General features: G+C 66.0%; 13 protein-coding genes and 1 pseudogene. 8 read left to right on the forward strand and 6 right to left on the reverse strand.

The features are described 5' to 3' along the window. Positions 1-56 precede the first annotated feature (56 nt). The 3 genes and pseudogenes from KRX52_RS04800 to KRX52_RS04810 form a co-directional block, all read left to right on the forward strand. Entirely contained in the window at positions 57-740 is a 684-nt protein-coding gene (locus KRX52_RS04800; RefSeq protein ID WP_217680027.1) for a TetR/AcrR family transcriptional regulator, read from the forward strand. Positions 741-743: 3 nt separating this feature from the next. Further along, on the forward strand, positions 744-1,799 hold the full coding sequence (locus tag KRX52_RS04805; protein WP_217680028.1) for a metal-dependent hydrolase: 1,056 nt from the start codon (positions 744-746) through the stop codon (positions 1,797-1,799). Between the two features lie 4 nt (positions 1,800-1,803). Continuing rightward, positions 1,804-1,953 (forward strand): annotated as a pseudogene (locus KRX52_RS04810) (hypothetical protein); the annotation flags it as partial. Between the two features lie 677 nt (positions 1,954-2,630). On the opposite strand, the gene KRX52_RS04815 reads toward KRX52_RS04810, so the two are convergent. The 6 genes from KRX52_RS04815 to KRX52_RS04840 form a co-directional block, all read right to left on the reverse strand. Continuing rightward, a complete protein-coding gene (locus KRX52_RS04815; protein WP_217680029.1) occupies positions 2,631-4,070 on the reverse strand; it encodes an SEFIR domain-containing protein in 1,440 nt (479 codons plus the stop codon). 283 nt (positions 4,071-4,353) lie between these two features. Then, entirely contained in the window at positions 4,354-5,280 is a 927-nt protein-coding gene (locus KRX52_RS04820; protein WP_217680030.1) for a TauD/TfdA dioxygenase family protein, read from the reverse strand. 20 nt (positions 5,281-5,300) lie between these two features. Continuing rightward, the gene (locus KRX52_RS04825; protein WP_217680031.1) at positions 5,301-6,071 is read right to left on the reverse strand and encodes a class II aldolase/adducin family protein; all 771 of its coding nucleotides are present in this window, start codon (positions 6,069-6,071) and stop codon (positions 5,301-5,303) included. Between the two features lie 235 nt (positions 6,072-6,306). Beyond that, on the reverse strand, positions 6,307-7,434 hold the full coding sequence (locus KRX52_RS04830; protein WP_217680032.1) for an AraC family transcriptional regulator: 1,128 nt from the start codon (positions 7,432-7,434) through the stop codon (positions 6,307-6,309). Positions 7,435-7,484: 50 nt separating this feature from the next. Beyond that, positions 7,485-8,663, reverse strand: a complete 1,179-nt coding sequence (locus tag KRX52_RS04835; RefSeq protein ID WP_217680033.1) for an acyl-CoA dehydrogenase family protein — start codon at positions 8,661-8,663, stop codon at positions 7,485-7,487. Further along, positions 8,660-9,820, reverse strand: coding sequence for an acyl-CoA dehydrogenase family protein (locus KRX52_RS04840; RefSeq protein ID WP_217680034.1), 1,161 nt, complete (start codon positions 9,818-9,820; stop codon positions 8,660-8,662). Before KRX52_RS04840 ends, KRX52_RS04835 begins: the two co-directional genes overlap by 4 nt. Before the next feature lie 198 nt (positions 9,821-10,018). Between KRX52_RS04840 and KRX52_RS04845 the strand changes: the two genes are divergently transcribed. The 5 genes from KRX52_RS04845 to KRX52_RS04865 are packed head-to-tail and all read left to right on the forward strand — an operon-like array spanning position 10,019 to position 14,649. Continuing rightward, a complete protein-coding gene (locus KRX52_RS04845; protein ID WP_217680035.1) occupies positions 10,019-10,909 on the forward strand; it encodes a VOC family protein in 891 nt (296 codons plus the stop codon). Between the two features lie 11 nt (positions 10,910-10,920). Further along, the gene (locus KRX52_RS04850) at positions 10,921-11,799 is read left to right on the forward strand and encodes a CoA transferase subunit A (protein ID WP_217680036.1); all 879 of its coding nucleotides are present in this window, start codon (positions 10,921-10,923) and stop codon (positions 11,797-11,799) included. Positions 11,800-11,811: 12 nt separating this feature from the next. Continuing rightward, complete coding sequence (locus KRX52_RS04855) at positions 11,812-12,618, forward strand: CoA-transferase subunit beta (protein WP_217680037.1); 807 nt, start codon at positions 11,812-11,814, stop codon at positions 12,616-12,618. A gap of 10 nt (positions 12,619-12,628) precedes the next feature. Beyond that, positions 12,629-13,552, forward strand: a complete 924-nt coding sequence (locus tag KRX52_RS04860) for an enoyl-CoA hydratase (RefSeq protein ID WP_217680038.1) — start codon at positions 12,629-12,631, stop codon at positions 13,550-13,552. Beyond that, on the forward strand, positions 13,549-14,649 hold the full coding sequence (locus KRX52_RS04865; protein ID WP_217680039.1) for an NAD(P)H-dependent flavin oxidoreductase: 1,101 nt from the start codon (positions 13,549-13,551) through the stop codon (positions 14,647-14,649). The genes KRX52_RS04860 and KRX52_RS04865 overlap by 4 nt, the downstream gene beginning before the upstream one ends. Positions 14,650-14,663: the final 14 nt, after the last annotated feature.

Here is a 14,663-nt window from a genome sequence, read left to right on the forward strand (position 1 = left end):
CAGCGCATCTACGCTTCCAGGAGGCTGTTCGGCACCCTTGTAGAGGAGACCATGCGATGAGCGAAGTGGCTGCCCCCGGCGTCCTCGGCCAGGCCGAGCACAGATGCAGGATCATCGACACCGCGCTGAGCCTCGGCGAAGAGCGCGGCTGGGACGGTTTTCATATCCACGAACTCGCGGCGCGACTGGACATCGGCCTGGCCGACATCGCCCTGCACTTCGCCGGCAAAGACGCGATCGCCGAAGCCTGGTTCGAGCGGGCCGATGCCGCCTTGCTGGCCGCGCCGGAGGCGCCGGGCTGGCAGCTCCTCAGCCCACGCGAACGCCTGCAGCGCGCGATCTTCAGCTGGCTGGACGTGCTGGCCCCGCATCGCCGGCTGGCCGCCGAGATGCTGCGCTACAAGCTGCAGCCCGAGCACCTGCATCTCCAGATCCAGGGCGTGCTGCGGGTCAGCCGCACGGTGCAATGGATCCGCGAAGCGGCCCTGCTGCCGGCAACCGGCTGGCGGCGTGAATGCGAGGAAGCGGCGCTCACCGCCATCTACCTGGCGACCTTCGCCTGCTGGCTGCGGGACGACAGCCCCGGCGCCAGCCGCAGTCGCAACCTGCTCGACCGGCTGCTCGCCCGGGCCGAGTGGGTGGCCGGCTGGCTCGGTGGGATGGACCGCGCCGGACCGCCGGCACGCCGGACGGGGCCGTCGACAGGCAGCACCGGCAGCGGGGCCGACGGCGGCGGCTGAGCGATGGACGCGCTCGCCCACGCGCTGCTGGGCGCCACGCTGGCGCAAGCCGCCCCGGCGCGCTGCACCGGGCTGCAGCCACGGCAGCGCCTGGCGTTCTGCTCCATCGCGGCGATCTTCCCCGATATCGACTTCATCGGCTTCCTCGTCGATCCGCTGCGATTTCTCGCCGACTGGCACCAGGGCCCGACGCATTCGCTCATCCTGCTGCCGCTGTGGGCCGCGCTGATCGGTGGCGCGTTCGCGCTGGCGGGTAAGCGCCAGGCGGCCTTCCTGCCCGCCTGTGCTTTCGCCGCCGTCGGCCTTGCCTCGCACATCTCGCTCGACCTGATGACCGCCTACGGCACCGCGCTATTCCATCCGATCAGCAAGGAGCGCTTCTGGATCGGCAGCCTGTTCCTGGTGGACCCGCTTTTCCTGCTGATCGCCCTGGGCGCGCTGGTCGCCAGCCTGAGGCTGCGCAAGCGCTGGCCCGCCGTCGCGGGCATCGCGCTGCTCGCGCTGTATGCGGGCGAGCAGACGCTGCAGCAGCAGCGTGCCAACGAGATCGCCCGCCAGTGGGCACAGGCCAATGGCATCGCACCGGCGCGGGTGGTGGCGCTGGCCCAGCCGCTGTCGCCCTTCAACTGGAAACTGCTGGTGGTCGATGGCGACCGTTATCACCAGGCCCATCTGAAGCTCGACGCTGGCGGGGGAGCGCTGCCGATCCCGGGGCCGCTGGGCGAGCTTGCCTGGGCCTATCGGCCGTCGGAGCGGCTGGCCTGGCAGCTGCGCCATCGCTACGGCGCGGACGCCGCCCTGCAGGAGCAGATGCAGGCGCGCTGGCACGACCCCCGCTTCGCCTCCTACCGCCGCTTCGCGATCTTTCCGGCGCTGTCGCGGATCGATCGCGGCGACGAAACCTGCATCTGGTTCACCGACCTGCGCTACGACCTGCCGGCCCTGCCCGATACCTTTCGCTACGGCTTCTGCCGCGGCGGCGACACGCTGTCCTGGCGGCTGTACCGCCTGCGCTACTTCTCGGCCGATTCGCGGCAAGGGCTGGAGTCCGAGGATTGAGGTGGTGGAGACGGCAGCACGGATCGGCCACAACAAGGCCGCCGTGGCGCTGGCCAACAAGCTGGTACGGATCTGCTGGGCGGTGTGGTGCCGCGAGCGGCGCTTCAGTGGCGACTGGCAGAGCGGTAAGCCGCCTGACGGCGGGCCGGAGTAATCGGGAAGCGGTTTTCTTGTGGTTGTGGTGCACAGCGACACTGTCGGAACAGGCGAGTCCTGCGACGGAACAAGGCCGATAACAATCCTGATCCTCGTGATCGGTTGAACGCTTGGCCCCCGTCGCGCGAACTACAGAATGGCCCGGGTGGCAACGCCCAGCGAAGGACGGATATACGAGTGCAACCGCACTGACGACAGGGTTGGCACGACTTTACTCACCACTTGTGGGTGGATTCCATGTAGTGATTGTTATGTTCATAGTATTTCTTTCTTTAGCTCACTTGCCTTCGTGTTGAACTCTTCTTGCGTCAAAAATCCTTCATCAAACAATTTCTTGTATTCAAGCAATCCTTTGCGTGCTTTCTTTCTGGTCAGGTCATGGCTTAGTTTGCTAGGGGTGAAGGGCTAGAGCTTTTTCCGGCTGGCGCAGGTATATTTACCCCAAGCAATATCATAAAATTAGTAGCCCCAACGTATATTATTCCAGCATAAGCAGTAAAGTTACCCGCCCTCTAATTTTGGCGAAATCATGGAGACTGGTTAAAATTAAGAAAGTAATTCCTCCGATTATTGCGTGAAATATTATTCTGTTAAAAATCTAATCTGTTCTTGTGAGCATAACGCGAAGTTGAGGCGCCTGCGCAGCTTTTCGCGCAGGTCGCCTCGAACGCAGGGTTATACCTTTGTGCCAAGTTGGTCAAAGCCGACCAATGCCGATGGGTTAAAGGATTCAAACTGCCACCGAGGGAGATTCTTTCTATCGGAAGCGTACTCATCGAGCTTTTCCTTAAGTAAATCTAGATTGGGAACGCCCAAGAGCGACAAGGTGCGCGATAGATAGGTCTTCGATGTTGACCTTGCGAACAGCTCAAATGGCCCGTAGTGCCGGGTCGCGTAAAGCAGCGTCTCTGGCCACCATCTGTCGTAGCTATCTATGTGCGTTAAGTCGGCACGGAGAAAGCAAACGAAATCCGACTGCATAACATGTCGGAACTGTACACCAGAGGTCTTTGATCGCTGTTCAAGTAGGTCAGCCCTTATCGAGAGGCGATTGCTTTTGAGTCGTTGGTTTCGAATATCCAAGGACTTCATGTATTCGCGGAAGGCTGTAAAGCTCACCGTTGCATTCTTGCCGTAATCAGAGTTGCCTGGAACATAGTACGACTGCGACAGGAGGTATGTGGCGGATTCAATGTGCTCGCCGCGCAGGAGAACCGCAATGACATAGAGAAACATCTCATGGGCTATGAATTTGAAGTTGTCGAAATCTGTCTCGCTCCACCGATTGACATGCGGTGGCCGTGAAAGATACGGCAATATGGATTCAAAGAACCTATGAACACGTGGCACATATGCCTGCGGGTCTGTGTACTGTGCAAGCGCTGTGACGATCTGAATCAGTTCGTTGCGTGAAGGAGTGAAATCCTCAATTGATTTCACTATTCGATCATCCATTTCGCCTTCGTCGGAAGAAATGCGAAATCGTTCGAGGTGTTCTGAAAAGAGTGAAAGGTACTCGTCTAGGGCGCCGCGCGTGTAGCCTTTGTCGGCCTTTACACCCTCAATAACCCGTTTGGCGAGAGCGCTGGTTCCCAAAGCGGGTGCATCTGGTTCGATGATGAATGATGGTGGTTTCCCTATCTCTGGCTTCAGGTATAACGGCTTGTCGAAAATCCAGCGCAGGAGCTTTTCGAAGTTCTCTGCATAACGATCGCTTTCGCTAAGGTCAACGTAGATACGTGACTTGTAGTAGGTGGGCAAGTAGGGCTTGCCTGCATCGTTCTTTTCCGCGATGACTGCGACGAACTTATCTTGAGACTGCTTCGCGTAGACCTCCGCAGAAATGATCTGGGTTTCAGTTCCGACACCGCCAGCTCTTCCATCGGCCTTGCTTGCGTAGACCTGGTCGCAGACGAGGATGACTTTCGAGATTGATGGGTCAGTGACCATCTTTTCCATGAACGCTATGGAATCGTGGCCTTCGCGCAAATCCCACTTATCTAGTACAACATCTACGCCACTGTTTACTAGCTCCGTAGCTAGATCAATGACCCACTGCTCGTGTTCGGATGTTGACCAGCTATAGGAAATGAATAGACGAGGTGGCGAACTCATGCGGGGCGTGCCTCAAAGGTATAACTGTAAATATGCACTAGGTGGTGCATAACTCCCTAGGCGGGACTGGTTGATAAAATTTCGAGGCAAGCACACAAAACCGCTCTGAGGTGCGGCTTTTGAGAAGGGGGAGGAGAGATGTGGATCTTATGCACCACAACTGCAACTCCCTTTGCACTCACTGATCGAATGGGGTCGAGCCTACCGTGCCACCCACCAGAAATACAACCGGGACGCTCTCGCAGCCCCGGTCGTTTTCAGTCATCAAGGAAGCCGCAGCGGCTCACTCCCCGCTCAACACCCGCCCCAGCATCCGATCCCCCTCGATGGTGGTGCGGTTGATCACCCGGCGCACGCCCGGCTTGGTGCCGGTGGCGCAGTGCATGGCGCGCCAGTTGTCCCAGAGGACTATGTCGCCCTGGTGCCACTGGTGGAAGTAGTGGAATTCCGGCTTGCGGATATGCGCCACCAGGCGTTCGAGCAGTTCGATGGACTCGTCGTTGCACAGGCCGAAGCGCTGCGGGGTGATGACGCGGTCGAGGAACTGCTCGACCACGCCGAGCACCTTGCGGCCGCTGATGGGGTGAGTTACCACCGCCGGGTAGACGGCATCGGCGAAGTCGGGGAAGCCGATGTCCGAGGGCTTCTTCGGCAGGCCGGGGCCCGGCACGTAGCCGTCCAGGTCGACGTAGCGCATGTGGCGGCGCTGCATGCTGAACGAGTAGGCCACCTCCAGCTTCTCCAGCAGGGCCTTGGTCTCGTCGTCGAGGGTGTCGTAGGCCTTGGCCAGGTCACCGAAGCCGGTCATGCCGTCCTCCTTGGCGACTTCCACGGCGGTCAGCACGGCGCCATGGTTGGGGCGGCCGGTGTAGTGCAGGTCGATGTGCCAGTCGAGCCGGCCGACGATCTCCTCGCCGTGGTAGAAGGCGGTGGAGAACCTGTCCTTGGCGCCGTTGTTCTCCAGCACGAAGAGTTCCGGGTACTGGGCCGAGGTGGTGACCTTGAGCGGGTGCATCTCCAGCTTGCCGAACAGGCGGCTGAAGCGGATCTGGCTTTCCGGGGTGATCTGCTGGTCGCGGAACAGCAGGATGGCGTATTCGTACCACAGCTCCTTCAGCTCGGCCTGCAGCTCCTCGCTGTAGGGTCCGTTGATGTCGAAGCCGGAGACTTCGACGCCGACGTTGTCCAGGGGGGTGACGATGAGGCTCATGGTTGCTCTCCCGATTGTTGTTATTCGAGGACGGACGAATCGTTGAGCAGCTCGCGGCGGGCCATGGCTTCCCAGAGGAAGGGGAAGCCGTTGGCGTCGGCGATCGCCAGGCGTTCGACCACCTCGTCGGGCAGCGGGCGCCCGCCGCCGGCCAGCTTGACCTCGAAGGCGCGGCGGCAGCGCCACTCCAGGGTGACGACCCGCAGGTGGGCCTGGCGCAGGTCGCGGCCGACCACCAGCGAGCCGTGGTTGGCCAGCAGCGCCCACTTGGCATCGCCCAGCGCCTCGGCGGCGGACAGGCTGATCTGCTGCTTCTCGAAGGTGCCGGCGTAGTCGTCGTACAGCGGCAGCTCGACGCCGCAGTAGGCGCCGGACTGGTCGTAGACCGGTGGCACCTGCTGCATGTCGGCCCAGATGCCGCTCCACCGGGCGTGGTTGTGGATCACCACGTTGGCGTCGGGGCGCAGCTCGTGCAGTTGCAGGTGCAGGCCGAGCGCCGGGGTGACGTTCCAGTCACTGTCGAGGACCTTGCCGTGGCGGTCGAGGGTGAGGATGTCGCTGGCGCGCAGCTCGTCCCAGGCCAGCTCCCAGGGGTTGGTGAGGATGGTGCCGTCGCTCTGGCGCACGGTGATGTGCCCGGCGATGTGGTCGTCCCAGCCCTCGCGGCGGAGCATCCGGCACATCAGCGCGACCTGCGCCTTGGCGCTCAGCTCGGGCAGCAGCGGACGCGCGCCGGGGTTGGGGGCGAACTTCTCCAGCAGTTGGGCGTTGATGCCTTCGGTTCTCAGCATGGTAGTGCTCCGGTGTCGGCTTGGCGGTTCTTGTCGTGGGTTCGATGCTAGAGCCGTGGGCCGGTGCGAGCATTGCCGATGCGGACAGATCGATGGCCGATCCGGCCAAGTTGGTGGGGCGTGGGGAAGCGCTGCAAAGGCCGTCATTCCCGCGCAGGCGGGAATCCAGAAGGTCCGCAACACCTGGGCTCCCGCCTTCGCGGGAGCGACGGCAAGAGGCGCAGCGGCCCGGCGTTCAGCCGAACAGCCGCTCGCGGAAGGCGCTGGGCGACAGCCCGGTCCATTTCTTGAAAGCGCGGAAGAAGCCCGAGTTGTCGGCGTAGCCGAGCTGCTGGGCGATGCGGGTGATGCTCTGGGTGGGGTCGCTGAGCGCCCGGCGGGCGTGGATCTCGCGTACCTGGTCGACCAGTTGCTGGTACTGCCAGCCCTGGGCCAGCAACCTGCGACTGAGGGTGCGCGGGCTGCAGTGCAGGGCCTCGGCGGCGGCGGCCAGGTCCGGTGGTTCGGCAATATGTTCGACGATCATCTGCGAAAGCCGCCAGGCCACGTCGCCTCGGCTGAGTTCGATGCTGCGCCGCTCGCACAGGCTGGCGTACAGCGCGGCGCTCTGCGGGCTGGCGTGGGGCAGCGGCTGGTCGAGCACGGCGGCGTGGAAGAACAGCTGGGTGGCCGGCGCGTCGAACTGGATCGGGCAGCCGAACACCGCGCGGTACTGCTCGGCATGCGCCGGTTCGGGGAAGTTGCAGCGCAGACGGGTGACTGGCAGGGGGCGGCCCAGCACCCAGCGGCAGCTGGCGACGATGCTGCCCAGCACGTCCTCCACGGCCAGCAGGCGCAGCGGGCCGAGGTCGTCCTTGGCGTGGATCTGGTAGCAGCCCTGGCCTTCGATCTCGCTGAACGCGGTGACGATCGAGCGCCCGGAGAAGCGCCCCGGGTAGTTCTGGTAGCGCAGGCCGGTCTCGCTCGCCTCGCGCAGGGTGCCGCAGCTCATCATCAGGTAGCCCAGCTGATCGAGGGTGGCCAGCGAGCGCTGGATGCCCAGCTGCAGGCCGAGGCCGGCATTGCCGCTCAGCTGCAGCGCATCGAGCAGCAGCGCGCGGTGCTGCTCGGCGCTGACCACGGCATCGGCGTCCAGCAGGCGCGCGGGGTCCAGCCGGTGGCGGCGGGCCAGTTGCGCGCTGTCGATGCCCTGGCTGTGCAGGAAGTCGAGCAGCCAGACGATGTAGCGGGAATCGGTATTGATGGCAGCCTCCTTGGGGCCTTGGCGCGGCTGGCGGTCCGGTTCGTAGGATGGATGGCCACCCCGTGGAAAACCGCGTAGCGTTTTCCACCGTGGTTCCGGTGGATGAGGCTGCGCCGTCATCCACCCTACAGATCGGCATCGCCAGCAAGCTGGCTCCTATGGAGTGGGACTCAACGCGGTTCGCGCGGCATCCCCAGCGCCCGTTCGGCGATGATGTTGCGCTGGATCTCGTTGCTGCCGCCGTAGATGGTGTCCGAGCGGGTGAACAGGAACAGCGACTGCAAGCGCGACAGCTCGTAGGGCTCGCCGTCGAGGATCTCCGCCTGCGGGCCGAGCACGTCCATGGCCAGCTTGCCGAGTTCGACGTGCCAGGTGGACCAGGCCAGCTTGTAGCTCATCGCCTCGGGGCGCAGGCTGCCGTTCTGCGGGCCGGAGAGCATGCGCAGCGAGTTGTAGCGCAGGGTGCGCAGGCCGGCCCAGGCGCGCGCGAGGCGCTGGCGCAGCATGGGGTCGGCGGCGGCGCCGTTGGCGCGGGCGATGCGCACGATCTCGTCCAGCTCGTTCTGGAACAGCATCTGCTGGCCGAGGGTGGAGACGCCGCGCTCGAAGCCGAGCAGGGCCATGGCGATCTTCCAGCCCTCGCCGGGTGCGCCGACGATGTTGTCCGCGGCGGTTTCGGCGTCGTCGAAGAACACCTCGTTGAACTCGCTGGTGCCGGTGATCTGCTGGATCGGTTGCACACGGATGTTCGCCTGGTGCATCGGCACCAGGAAGAAGGACAGCCCCTTGTGACCGACGCTGCCCGGCTCGGTGCGGGCGATCACGAAGCACCAGTCCGATTCGTGGGCCAGCGAGGTCCACACCTTCTGGCCGTTGATCAGCCAGCGATCACCCTCGAGGCGGGCGCGGGTCTTCACCCCGGCCAGGTCGGAGCCGGCGCCCGGCTCTGAGTAGCCCTGGCACCAGAACTCGCGGCCTTCGAGGATGCCGGGCAGGAAGCGGCGCTTCTGCTCCTCGGTGCCGAAGGCGGCGATGGTCGGTCCGGCCAGCCCCTCGCCGATGTGGCCCATGCGCCCCGGGCCGCCGGCGCGGGCGTACTCCTCGTGGAAGATCACCTGCTGGCTGATCGACAGGCCGCGCCCGCCGCACTCGCGCGACCAGCCGAGGCCGATCCAGCCGCCACGGGCCATCTCGCGCTCCCAGGCCTTGCGTTCCTCGGGGAACATGTGTTCGTCGCCGGGGCCGCCGCGAAAGCGCAGCTGCTCGAACTCGCCCTGCAGGTGCTGTTCGAGCCAGTGGGCGACTTCCTGGCGGAAGGCTTCGTCCTCGGTGCCGAATCCGATTTTCATGGGCGGGACTCCAGAATCAGGGTGGCCAGGCGCTCGCGATGCCAGCTCGGCGTGCCGAGTAGTTGCTCGCTGGCGCGGGCGCGCTTGAAGTAGAGGTGCGGGTCGTACTCCCAGGTGAAGCCGACGCCGCCGTGCAGCTGGATCGACTCCGCCGCGCAGTGCATGAAGGTCTCGCTGGCTTGGCTCTGAGCGATAGCGCAGGCCTCGGCCAACTGGCCGGCCAGGGTTGCGTCGCCGTCTTCGACCAGTGCCTCGCGGGCTACGCAGGCGGCGTAGTAGCTGGCCGAGCGGGCGCACTCGATGGCCAGCATCAAGTCGGCGCAGCGGTGCTTGATCGCCTGGAAGCTGGCGATGGTGCGGCCGAACTGCTTGCGCTCGCCGATGTAGGCGAGGGTCAGGTCGAGTGTGCGCTGGGCGGCGCCGGTCTGCTCGCAGGCCAGGCCGATGGCGGCGACCTGCAGGATCTTGTCGAGCAGGGCTTCGCCGCAGCTGTCGCCGTGCAGGCACTGCTCGGGGGCGACTGCCACCGCGTCCAGCTCGATACGCGCGCGGCGGCGGGTCTGGTCCAGGGTCGGCAGCGCTTGGCGCTGGATGCCGGCCTGCTCGGCGGGCACGGCGAACAGGCGTAGTGCGCCGGCGTCGTCGCGGGTGGCGACGATCAGCAGATCGGCGCTGGCGCCGTCGAGCACCGCTTCATATATGCCGTCGAGGCGCCAGCCGTCGCCCTGGCGGGTGGCGAGCGGCTGCTCGGCAGCGTGCCAGCCGTCGCGGCTCTCGCGCCAGGCGAGGGTGGCGGTCAGGCTGCCGGCGGCAAGTTCGGGCAGCCAGTGCTGGCGCAGCGCCTCGTTGTCGCCCAGCAGCAGCGCCGGGGTGGCCAGGCAGGCGCTGGCGAAGAATGGCGAGCAGAGCAGGTGCTGGCCCATCTGTTCGAGCAGGATCGCCTGCTCGACGAAGCCCAGGCCCACGCCGCCGTACTGCTCGGGAATCATCAGCCCCGGCCAGCACAGCTCCTCGGCGATCTGCCGCCACAGCTGCGCGTCAAAGCCCTGAGGGCTGGCCATGGCGGCGCGCACCGCCGCCGAATCGGAGGCCGCGGCGAGAAAGCCCGCCGCGCTCTCCTGGATCATCAATTGTTCGTCACTCAGCGCGAAGTCCATTAGCGGCTCCTCTGGCCCATTAGCAGGACTGGAGTGTGCGAGGGGCGCACGCGCGGGGAATCCCCGAAATGGACTAGAAGCCGCACCAGCCGGGCGGGTCGGCGCCTTCGCCGCTTAGTCTCAACGGACGATGAACCCCTGGCGCGGCCTGCGCAGAATCGCTCCCAGTCATGAAACGACCTTTTCTGGAGCAGGGGCATGATCGACATCCGTGGATTGAGTTACTTCGTTGCCCAGGTCGGCAATCTCGGCGACTGGCAGTGCTACGCCGAGGACGTGCTGGGCATGCCGACCAGCCCTGCGCCGGGCGGCGCTCTGTACGTGAAGATGGACGAGCGGCCGTTCCGCATGCTGGTGGTCGAGGGCGATTCGCCGCGCTACCTGGCTTCCGGCTGGGAGCTGGCCGGGGAGAAGGCCTTCCGCAGCGCCATCGCGCACCTCGAGGCCAAAGGCATCGAGTGGCAGGCTGGCAGCGCCGAGGAGATCGAGCAGCGCGGCGTGCAGGCGCTGGCCATCGTCGTCGACCCGGCGGGCAACCGCCACGAACTGAGCTGGGGCCATCGCTCCGACTGCCTGCCGTTCGTCTCGCCGCAGGGCGTGCCGCGCTTCCTCACCGGCGACATGGGCCTCGGCCACACCGTGCTGCCGGCACCGAACTTCGACGCCACCCTGGCCTTCGCCACCGAGGTGCTCGGCTTCGAGGTCTCCGACATCTTCAACTTCCGCCCGGACCCCAGCGCCCCGGCGACCCGCATCCACTTCCTGCACTGCGCCAACGCCCGCCACCACAGCCTGGCGCTGGCCGAGTACCCGGTGCCGAGCGGCTGCGTGCACGTGATGGTCGAGGTCGACTCGATGACCGAGGTGGGCCGCGCCCACGACCGCATGCAGGCGCACGGCGTGCCGCTGTCGGCGACCCTCGGCCAGCACCTCAACGACCGCATGACCAGTTTCTACATGAAGACCCCCTCGGGCTTCGACCTGGAATACGGCTACGGCGGCCTGCAGCTCGACTGGGCCGAACACAGCGCCTTCGAGTTCACCCGCGTGAGCATCTGGGGCCACGACTTCTCCGCCGGCCGGCAATAAGGAGCACAGCAATGAACAAGCAACTGACGGCGGCCGATGCGGTCGCCCAACTGCGCGACGGCATGACCGTCGGCTTCGGCGGCTGGGGCCCGCGGCGCAAGCCGATGGCCATCGTCCGCGAGATTCTCCGCTCGGACGTCAAGGACCTCACCGTGGTCGCCTACGGCGGCCCCGAGGTCGGCATGCTCTGCGCCGCCGGCAAGGTCAAGAAGCTGGTATTCGGCTTCGCCACCCTCGACGCCATCCCGCTGGAGCCCTGGTACCGCAAGTGCCGCGAGGCCGGCCAGCTTACCGAGCTGATGGAGCTGGATGAGGGCATGTTCGAGTGGGGCCTGCGCGCTGCCGGCATGCGCCTGCCGTTCCTGCCGACCCGCTGCGGCCTGGCCACCGACGTGCTGACCCACAGCCCCGAGCTGAAGACCATCAAGTCGCCCTACGCCGACGGCGAGGTGTTGCTGGCCATGCCGGCGCTGAACCTCGACGTGGCCTTCCTGCACGTCAACGACGCCGACCGCTTGGGCAACACCTTGGTCACCGGCCCGGACCCGTACTTCGACCACCTGTTCGCCCGCGCCGCCCAGCAGTGCTTCGTGTCCTGCGAGCGCCTGCACGAGCGCTTCGCGCTGACCGCCGAGCAGGCGCGTAACAACACCTTCGAGCGCTACCTGGTGACCGGCGTGGTGCACGCCCCGTTCGGCGCCCACCCGACCTCCTGCCCGTCCGACTACGGCTGGGACATGAGCCACTTCAAGCGCTACGCCGCCAGTGCGGCGGAAGAGGGCGGCTGGCAGGCCTACGTCGACGAGTTCGTCAACGCCGGCGAGTCGGCCTACCAGGAAAAGAACGGCGGCGCCGAGCGCCTGGGCAAGCTGCCCCTGCCGGTGTTCTGAGGAGAACGAGCGATGACCGATACCCCTGATTTCACCCTGGCCGAACTGCTGATCGTCGCCGCCTCGGAAGCCTGGCGCGGCAACGGCGAGGTGCTGGCCTCGGGCCTGGGCGTGATCCCGCGCCTGGGCGCCAGCCTGGCCAAGCTCACCCACAGCCCGGAACTGCTGATGACCGACAGCGAGGCGTTCCTGGTCGAGGAGCCGATCCCCCTCGGCTCGCGCGGCGACTACGTGCCCAAGTACTCCGGCTGCATGAGCTTCGAGCGCGTGTTCGAGTGCGTGTGGGGCGGCCGCCGCCACGCGATGATCGGCCCGACCCAGGTCGACCGCTGGGGCCAGACCAACCTGTCCGCGGTCGGCGATTACCGCCAGCCGAAGATCGCCATGCTCGGCGTGCGTGGCCTGCCGGGCAACAGCATCAACCACATCAACTCGTTCTTCGTGCCCAGCCACAACAAGCGGGTGTTCGTCGCCGGCGAGGTGGACATGGTTTCCGGCGTCGGCTTCAAGCCTGAGCGCTGGGCCGAGGGTATGCGTCGCGACCTGATGGACATCCGCCGCGTGGTCACCGACCTCTGCGTGATGGACTTCGAGGGCCCGGACCGCGCGGTGCGCGTGCGTTCGCTGCACCCGGGGGTGAGCTTCGAGGAGGTGCAGGACAACACCGGCTTCCCGCTGCTCAAGGCGGATGGCATGGGCGAGACCGCGCATCCGACCGCCGAGCAGCTGGCGATCATCCGCCGCCTCGACCCGCACGATATGCGCGCTTCCGCCCTCAAGGGCAATCCGCCCGGCATCCGTGCCGCCACCCAGGCCTGAGGAATCGACCATGAGCGTCCCGAGCAGCGACAGCGAATTCGTCACCCGTGCCGACGCCTCGGTCTACGAGACCGACACGCCGGTGCTCTACACGGTGGCCGACGGCGTCGCCACCCTGACCATGAACCGGCCGGCGTTCAACAATGCGCAGAACTCGCAGATGACCTACGGCCTCGACGCGGCCCTGCGCCGCGCCGTGGACGATGACGCGGTCAAGGTCATCGTGCTGTGTGGCACCGGCAAGCACTTCTCCGCCGGCCACGACATCGGCACGCCGGGACGCGACATCAACAAGCCGTTCGAGCGCGCCCACCTGTGGTGGGACCACACCAACAAGCCTGGCGGCGAGTACCTGTACGCCCGCGAGCAGGAGGTGTACCTGGGCATGTGCCGGCGCTGGCGCGAGCTGCCCAAGCCGACCATCGCCATGGTCCAGGGCGCCTGTATCGCCGGCGGCCTGATGCTGGCCTGGGTCTGCGACCTGATCGTCGCCAGCGACGATGCCTTTTTCCAAGACCCGGTGGTGCGCATGGGCATTCCGGGGGTGGAGTACTTCGCCCACCCCTACGAGATGAACCCGCGCATCGCCAAGGAATTCCTCATGTGCGGCGACCGCATGTCGGCCAGCCGCGCCTACGAGGTGGGCATGGTCAACCGTGTGGTGCCGCGCGACGAGCTGCAGGCGACCACCTACGCGCTGGCGGCGAAGATCGCCGCCCAGCCGCGCATGGGCCTGGCGCTGACCAAGCAGGCGATCAACCACGTCGAGGACCTGTCCGGCAAGCGCACCGCCATGGACGCGGTGTTCGCCTGGCACCACTTCGCCCACACCCACAACGAGCTGCTGTCCGGCGACAAGCTGGGTGGCTATGACGGCAAGGCCATGGCCAAGGCCAACAAGCAGGCTGCGGCCAGCGAAGGGGAAAGCGCATGAGTGCCCTGTTACAAACCCCGTTGACCGAGGCGCTTGGCTGCCGCTATCCGATCGTGCAGACCGCGATGGGCTGGGTGGCCGACGCCAACCTGGTGATCGCCACCACCCGCGCGGGGGGCTTCGGCTTCCTCGCCGGGGCGACCATCCCGGCCGCCGAGCTGGAGGGGGAGATCAAGAAGGTGATCGCTGCCACCGGCGGCAGCAACTTCGGCCTCAACTTCCACATGTTTCAGGAAAACGCCGCGCAGTGCGTCGATCTGGCGATCAAGTACCGCCTGCGCGCGGTCAGCTACGGCCGCGGTCCGGACAAGCAGACCATCGCCCGCTTCAAGGCCGCCGGCGTGCTGTGTATCCCCACCGTCGGCGCGCTCAAGCACGCGCAGAAGGCCGTCGAGCTGGGCGCTGACCTGATCACCATCCAGGGCGGCGAGGGCGGCGGCCACACCGGTGGCGTGCCGACCACCATCCTGCTGCCGCAGGTACTCGATGCGGTGAAGGTGCCAGTGATCGCAGCCGGTGGCTACTCTACCGGCCGCGGCCTGGCCTCGGCGCTGGCCGCCGGAGCCGCCGGCATCGCCATGGGCACGCGTTTCCTGATGACCAGCGATTCGCCGACCCCGCGCGCCACCCTGGAACGCTACCTCAAAGTCAACGACCCGCAGCGCATCCGCGTCACCCTGGCGGTGGACGGCATGCGTCACCGGATGATCGACAACCCGTTCATCAACCGTTTGGAAGGCGCTGGTCCGTTCGGCCGCCTGCGCATCGCCCTAGGCAGCGCCTGGCAGTGGAAGCAGCAGACCGGCATGAGCCTCGGCCACATGCTCGGCGTGCTGCGCCAGGCGCTGAAGGAAGACCCCGGCGCGGTGTCGCAGACGGTGATGGCCGCCAACCAGCCGGTGCTGCTGCAGCGCTCGATGGTCGACGGCTGCCCCGACGAGGGCATCCTGCCCAGCGGCCAGGTGGCCGCCGCCATCGGCGAGCTGAAGAGCTGTCAGCAACTGATCGACGAGATGGTCGCTGAGGCCGAGCACTGCCTGGCGGCGCTCTGCGCCCGCCAGGTCGCGGCGAAGACCGCGCCAGCGGCCGTCTCCTGAATCCCGCCATGCCT

It is taken from the genome of Geopseudomonas aromaticivorans (genome assembly GCF_019097855.1).
In the GTDB taxonomy this organism is placed as follows: domain Bacteria; phylum Pseudomonadota; class Gammaproteobacteria; order Pseudomonadales; family Pseudomonadaceae; genus Geopseudomonas; species Geopseudomonas aromaticivorans.

What these genes read in the sequence shown, in the direction of transcription:
- KRX52_RS04820 (WP_217680030.1), bottom strand. Translation starts at nt 5,280, where the DNA reads ATGAGCCTCATCGTCACCCCCCTGGACAACGTCGGCGTCGAAGTCTCC.
- KRX52_RS04855 (WP_217680037.1), top strand. Translation starts at nt 11,812, where the DNA reads ATGACCGATACCCCTGATTTCACCCTGGCCGAACTGCTGATCGTCGCC.
- KRX52_RS04835 (WP_217680033.1), bottom strand. Translation starts at nt 8,663, where the DNA reads ATGAAAATCGGATTCGGCACCGAGGACGAAGCCTTCCGCCAGGAAGTC.
- KRX52_RS04825 (WP_217680031.1), bottom strand. Translation starts at nt 6,071, where the DNA reads ATGCTGAGAACCGAAGGCATCAACGCCCAACTGCTGGAGAAGTTCGCC.
- KRX52_RS04805 (WP_217680028.1), top strand. Translation starts at nt 744, where the DNA reads ATGGACGCGCTCGCCCACGCGCTGCTGGGCGCCACGCTGGCGCAAGCC.
- KRX52_RS04815 (WP_217680029.1), bottom strand. Translation starts at nt 4,070, where the DNA reads ATGAGTTCGCCACCTCGTCTATTCATTTCCTATAGCTGGTCAACATCC.
- KRX52_RS04860 (WP_217680038.1), top strand. Translation starts at nt 12,629, where the DNA reads ATGAGCGTCCCGAGCAGCGACAGCGAATTCGTCACCCGTGCCGACGCC.
- KRX52_RS04830 (WP_217680032.1), bottom strand. Translation starts at nt 7,434, where the DNA reads ATGACGGCGCAGCCTCATCCACCGGAACCACGGTGGAAAACGCTACGC.
- KRX52_RS04845 (WP_217680035.1), top strand. Translation starts at nt 10,019, where the DNA reads ATGATCGACATCCGTGGATTGAGTTACTTCGTTGCCCAGGTCGGCAAT.
- KRX52_RS04800 (WP_217680027.1), top strand. Translation starts at nt 57, where the DNA reads ATGAGCGAAGTGGCTGCCCCCGGCGTCCTCGGCCAGGCCGAGCACAGA.
- KRX52_RS04865 (WP_217680039.1), top strand. Translation starts at nt 13,549, where the DNA reads ATGAGTGCCCTGTTACAAACCCCGTTGACCGAGGCGCTTGGCTGCCGC.
- KRX52_RS04840 (WP_217680034.1), bottom strand. Translation starts at nt 9,820, where the DNA reads ATGGACTTCGCGCTGAGTGACGAACAATTGATGATCCAGGAGAGCGCG.
- KRX52_RS04850 (WP_217680036.1), top strand. Translation starts at nt 10,921, where the DNA reads ATGAACAAGCAACTGACGGCGGCCGATGCGGTCGCCCAACTGCGCGAC.